6 protein-coding genes (1 of these 6 only partly in view) are annotated in these 5,117 nt (G+C 37.8%); all 6 read left to right on the top strand.

The genetic code is table 11. From position 1 onward, the window contains the following. The first annotated feature begins 73 nt into the window (after positions 1-73). The gene (locus H7A25_26515) at positions 74-997 is read left to right on the top strand and encodes a hypothetical protein (protein MCP5503481.1); all 924 of its coding nucleotides are present in this window, start codon (positions 74-76) and stop codon (positions 995-997) included. A gap of 150 nt (positions 998-1,147) precedes the next feature. Further along, a complete protein-coding gene (locus H7A25_26510) occupies positions 1,148-1,321 on the top strand; it encodes a hypothetical protein (protein MCP5503480.1) in 174 nt (57 codons plus the stop codon). A 302-nt stretch (positions 1,322-1,623) separates the two neighbouring features. Then, positions 1,624-2,292 (top strand): transaldolase, encoded by a 669-nt coding sequence (locus H7A25_26505; protein ID MCP5503479.1) that lies wholly within the window; start codon positions 1,624-1,626, stop codon positions 2,290-2,292. Positions 2,293-2,309: 17 nt separating this feature from the next. Then, positions 2,310-3,179, top strand: coding sequence for an NAD(P)-dependent oxidoreductase (locus H7A25_26500; GenBank protein ID MCP5503478.1), 870 nt, complete (start codon positions 2,310-2,312; stop codon positions 3,177-3,179). A gap of 2 nt (positions 3,180-3,181) precedes the next feature. Beyond that, positions 3,182-4,096, top strand: a complete 915-nt coding sequence (locus tag H7A25_26495; GenBank protein MCP5503477.1) for a hypothetical protein — start codon at positions 3,182-3,184, stop codon at positions 4,094-4,096. Positions 4,097-4,108: 12 nt separating this feature from the next. Then, on the top strand, positions 4,109-5,117 hold the 5' portion of the coding sequence (locus H7A25_26490) for an MFS transporter (protein MCP5503476.1). 488 nt of this gene lie beyond the right edge of the window; the window shows 1,009 of its 1,497 coding nt (coding positions 1-1,009); the start codon lies at positions 4,109-4,111; its stop codon lies off the right edge, out of view.

Here is a 5,117-nt window from a genome sequence, read left to right as displayed (position 1 = left end):
ACAAGTCGCAGGAAAGGGGGAAGGCAGTGCTTGGGTCGCTTGATGTTGTATAGAAATTTGGGAAGGGATACTTATGTTTAAAAATATACAGGAAAATGAATATTATAAGAAACTAAAAGAGTTTATCTTCGAGCCTTCTTTTTTGAAGAAAGCTGAGCATGAACTTCTTTTGAACCGGCCCTATCTTCATGGCACACATTCTCTGTCTTACATATACCGTGCTCTTCTCTGGATTCCTTTTTATATACCAGCTATGTTTCTTTTCGAAGTAGAAGGCTTTTTGTATTTTGTCTTATTTTCCTATTTCTTAAATACCGGTATCTATCTCGTTCGTAATTTTATATCGGATGCAAAAGACTCTATAGAAATGCAAAATACCCTTGTGTTGGTTCTCAGTGTTTTCTTTTCACTTTCTTTTGCTCTGCTTTCGGGATTTTTATTTGTCTTCCTGAAGTCATTCCTGATTGATAATGGCACAGTCCAGTATGAGTTTTTAAGTTTCATATCCTTTGATGGGGAGACATTTCTATTAAGCTGGAAATCCTTTATGAATGTTTTCTTTCTTCTGAACCCGTTTATTTGTGGACTTATCCTTGTAAGTTCGAGGATAAAGTATTCAAACCATAGTGGAGTTAGAGTCACAAGCATAACTACTTTTATTACAATAAATGTGGTATTGAGTGCTTATATGATCATCCTTACAATGGACGCACAGAAATATAATAGTTCCTATTATATTGTGGGTATTGTATTTCTTTTTTTCTTAACAGTCGGGTTTAACTTTTTAAAACGCTATTCTTCTGTGGCTGTACTTGGAAATAGTCTTCTTCTCATCTGGAGCTCACCTGCCATATTACTTTCTTATGTGGAGTTATTTCATCGAGATCTGGAGAAGCTGATTTATGTTTGTCTTCTTTCCGTCCTGACAACTTTTATAGTGCAGGTTCTTCTTGCCCGTCTTTTAGAAAGACAGAAATATCTTCCCCGAAAGAATTGAGGTTTTCCCTCAGGGCGTGGGTTAATCCACGCCCTGAGGGAAACACACCCCGGAACCGGTTGCTGAGCCTGTCGAACCACAGCACAGAGAAGGACATTTTTTCTGTAATCTATCTCAAGGAAAAAGAGAAGATTATTCTCTCGGGAGAGTTTGATAGTTGTCTGCCATACACAAAAACCGGAACCCCTAAACTTGAACCGGAACAGGCTATATAAGGAAATCCTTTTAAATGATGAAGAACTGAAACAAAGCAGTATCGAGGTCTATGTGGAATATACAGAAGGAGAGACAAAACATCACCTTGTGAGAGAAGTGAAGTTTTGATCCCTGGCTTCGGTGTTTGGGGAATGATGCGAAGCGAGAAGGGGAACTGAGGTAAGGCAGTAAAAAGTCGGACAGGCTTTAAAAGGGTGTTTGTAGCTTACTTCCACCCTACAGAGGGATTTAAATTTTAACAGGCGTTTTGTGATATTGCCTTTTTTAATCGTAGAACATCCCTTATGTTTTCCGGAAAAAAATAAGGTCTTAAAAAAAATGTTTTAATTACTCTTGAATTTATTCAAAGCATTTTTCAATTTGAATAAATGACCCTGCGTCATAACTTTAGTATTTATAAAGGGATAAAGATGAAATATTTTTTAGATAGCGCCAAAATTGATGAGATCAAATATGCCTATGAGAACTGGGGAATTGATGGAGTTACCACCAACCCAAAACACATTAAAACTTCAGGAAAACCTTTTTACAGTGTAATTCGTGAAATTGGAGAATACTTTGAAGGAACTGAGGTTCCTGTTTCGGTAGAAATCAATCCAACTCTTACCGAAAAAAAAGACATGATAGAGATGGCCAAAAAACTCGCCGCTCTTTCTCCAAACTTTGCCATCAAAATTCCTTGCACCGAACAGGGTTTATCAGCAGCCAAAGCCTTAAATGATGATGGGATTAAGACAAATGTAACCCTCGTTTTTACAGCCAGTCAGGCCATACAGGTAGCCCGAATCGGCTCCAAATTTTGCTCTCCTTTCATCGGCTGGGGTGAAACAAACGGTGAGTTTACTCTCGATACTATCGGTAGAATCATGGAAATCTATAAGAACTACCAGTATAAAACCGAAGTCATTACTGCTGCTGTTCGAAATGGTAAGCAATTAGCTGAGGCTGCCCTCTATGGATCCGACATTGCTACTGCCGGCTTTGATGTGTTTAAAGATAGTTTTTTCAGTCCCTATACAGGCTTCGGAAACGACATTTTCATTAACGCCTGGAAAGAAACCGATACTTCGGAAACCTGAGTCAGGAAAAATTTAAGATGAAAAAAATTGGTTTTATAGGTCTCGGGATTATGGGTGAGTCCATGTGTGACAGGATCATTCAAGTTGGGAAATTTCCCTGCTCTGTTTTTGATGTAGATCCTGCTAAAGTTGAGAAGCTTGTTGAAAAAGGAGGCATAAAAGCTGAATCTATCTCCGACATAGCCAACTTTGCTACACATATCATCCTGATGGTCCCCAATGATGAAAGCGTACGATCAGTTTTCAATTCACTTCTCCCGGTAGTAAAACCGGGAACGACAATTATCGACATGAGTACAATCTCACCGAATACCTCTCGTGAACTGGCTCTGAAAGTTCAAGAAAAAGGCTGTACCATGTACGATGCTCCTGTAGTTAAAAGTAAACCGGCAGCAATCAGCGGTGATCTGGGGATTTATGTAGGCGGAGACAAAGAAGGTCTCGATGATATTCGACCCATATTGGAATGCATGGGGAAAAACATTATCCATCTCGGAGAAAATGGGGCGGGTTTAACTATGAAGCTCTGTCACAACTCCCTTGTCGCTGAAATCCAGAATGGAGTCAATGAAATGTTGGTTCTGGCTGGCCATTTTGGGATATCTGAAGAAAATTTTGTAAAAGCTATTTCTTACGGCGGAGGACAAAATTTCTACCTTGATGGTAAATGGAAGGCTATCAAGGAAAGGAACTTTTCCCCGGCTTTTCCTTTTGAGCACATGGCCAAAGACATTCAACTCACTAAAAATCTGGCTGAGACTAAGAACCTCCACCTACCGGGTATCGAACAGGTAAACCGGATCTATCAGGAAGGATTGAGAGATAACTTGGGAAGGGAGGATTTTTCGGCCTCCTATAAAGTAGTCGAATTAAAATCCAAACAATAGGTATGAAAACCAATCCGAATACAATATTAGTTTTATTTGTAAGCGTCATCCTTATCGGTTATTTTTTTAAAAGAATCAAAATTTTGCAATTAGAAGATAGCCGTTCAATTATAAATCTAATCTTGTATTTTACCTTACCGGCAGTTGTATTAAAAACATTCTATAAAGCAAGCTTAAGCTTTTCTTTGCTACTTATTTTTTTAGCAAGTCTTGGTTTTGGAATTATGATGACAATTGCCGGTATATTTCTTTTCAAGAATCATCTAAAAAAAAATAAGAAAGGTCTTTTAATTTCTTCCTGTATCGGTTTTAATATAGGTTTATTTGCCTATCCTTTCGTGCAGGCATTCTGGGGTCGGGAGGGATTGCTAAATATTGCGATGTTTGATTTGGCGAATGCATTTGTTGTCTTCGGAGCTTCTTACGCAGTAGCTGCTATCTATTCCCCGAATACAAAAGAAATAAGCTATGCCTATATCGCCAAAAAACTATTACTTTTTGTTCCCCTACAGTCTTATATGCTGGCTATTTTATTTGTATTTATGAATGTTACCTACCCGGACATTATCTTAGATTTTATAGATATTGTTTCAAAAGCAAACACAGTCCTTGTGCTTCTGGTAATAGGAATGTTTTTATCCTTCAAAATTGAAAAACAAACTTTCATTGAAACACTCAAAGTTTTAAGTCTTAGATACACACTCGGAATGATTACAGGAGTTTTACTGTATATTTTTTTAAACGAGCCTAAAGCTATTAAAAACACAATTGCTCTCGGTTTGATCTTACCTGTGGGGATGTCAGCTATTCCTTACTCGGTATTATTTGATTATGATAGGGAACTGGCCGGTACGCTTGTGAATATCAGTAATGTCCTGAGTTTTATTCTGATGTGGGTACTTATTACGTTTTTATAATAGGATTATATTTTGGAAAAACAGGAAAGAGAAGTAAAATTTCATAATTTACTTGCATACGGAATTGGAGATTTATACGGAGGAGGGGCCTTTACTCTTATCGGACTCTACCTGATGTTTTTTTTAACCAATACAGTCGGCTTACCCGGAACTCTGGCCGGATTAGTATTTGGCCTGGGCCGCGTTTGGGATGCTATTACTGACCCGGCCATGGGCTACATATCGGATAAAACACGGTCTCGATTCGGAAGAAGAAGGGTTTATTTTCTGATAGGAGTTATCCCGGTAGCCCTTTCCTTACTACCTATGTGGCTGATTCCTTTTTCTAAGGATACCAATCATTATTTTATTTTTATATATTATCTTTTGAGTTATATGCTTTTTAATACGGTATATACGATACTTATTACTCCTTACTCAGCTCTGAATGCAGATATGACATCAGATTACAAAGTAAGGGCCAGACTATCTGGTTTTCGCATGGGTTTTTCCCAGGTAGCTTCTTTGATTTCGGGTGTTGTGGCACCTTTAATTTTAAAACAATATAATAATTCCGGTGAAGGCTATTTCTACATGGCCTTATATTTTGCAATTTTTTATGCTCTAATCTGGTTACTGGTTTTTATAGGAACCTTTGAAAGAGAAAATATTGTTTTTGAAAGCCGAGCTGAATTGAAACTTAAGGATATTATAATAAACTTTTTTTCTACACTCAAGAACCGATCCTTTCGAATGCACCTCGGTATGTATATCTTTGCCTTTATATCTCTCGATGCTATCAACTCTATTTTATTCTTTTATTTAAACTATTACCTGCATACTCCCGACCTCAAACCTATTGCCACGGCTGCTCTGTTCGGTTCGGAAGTGCTGGTGGTTGGTATTTACATTTACATTGCGAATCAAATCGGAAAGGCTCGCTCTTTTCGGATAGGACTTTTTATCGCCATCCTCGCATTTATACTTTTGAACTTCTTAACTCCCGAAAATGCAAACTTATATACCGTTGTTTTCTTTTTTG

The sequence above is a fragment of the Leptospiraceae bacterium genome, assembly GCA_024233835.1.
Taxonomy (GTDB): domain Bacteria; phylum Spirochaetota; class Leptospiria; order Leptospirales; family Leptospiraceae; genus JACKPC01.
The sequence above is the reverse complement of the archived record's forward strand: the minus strand, read 5'-3'. Positions and strand labels throughout refer to the sequence as shown.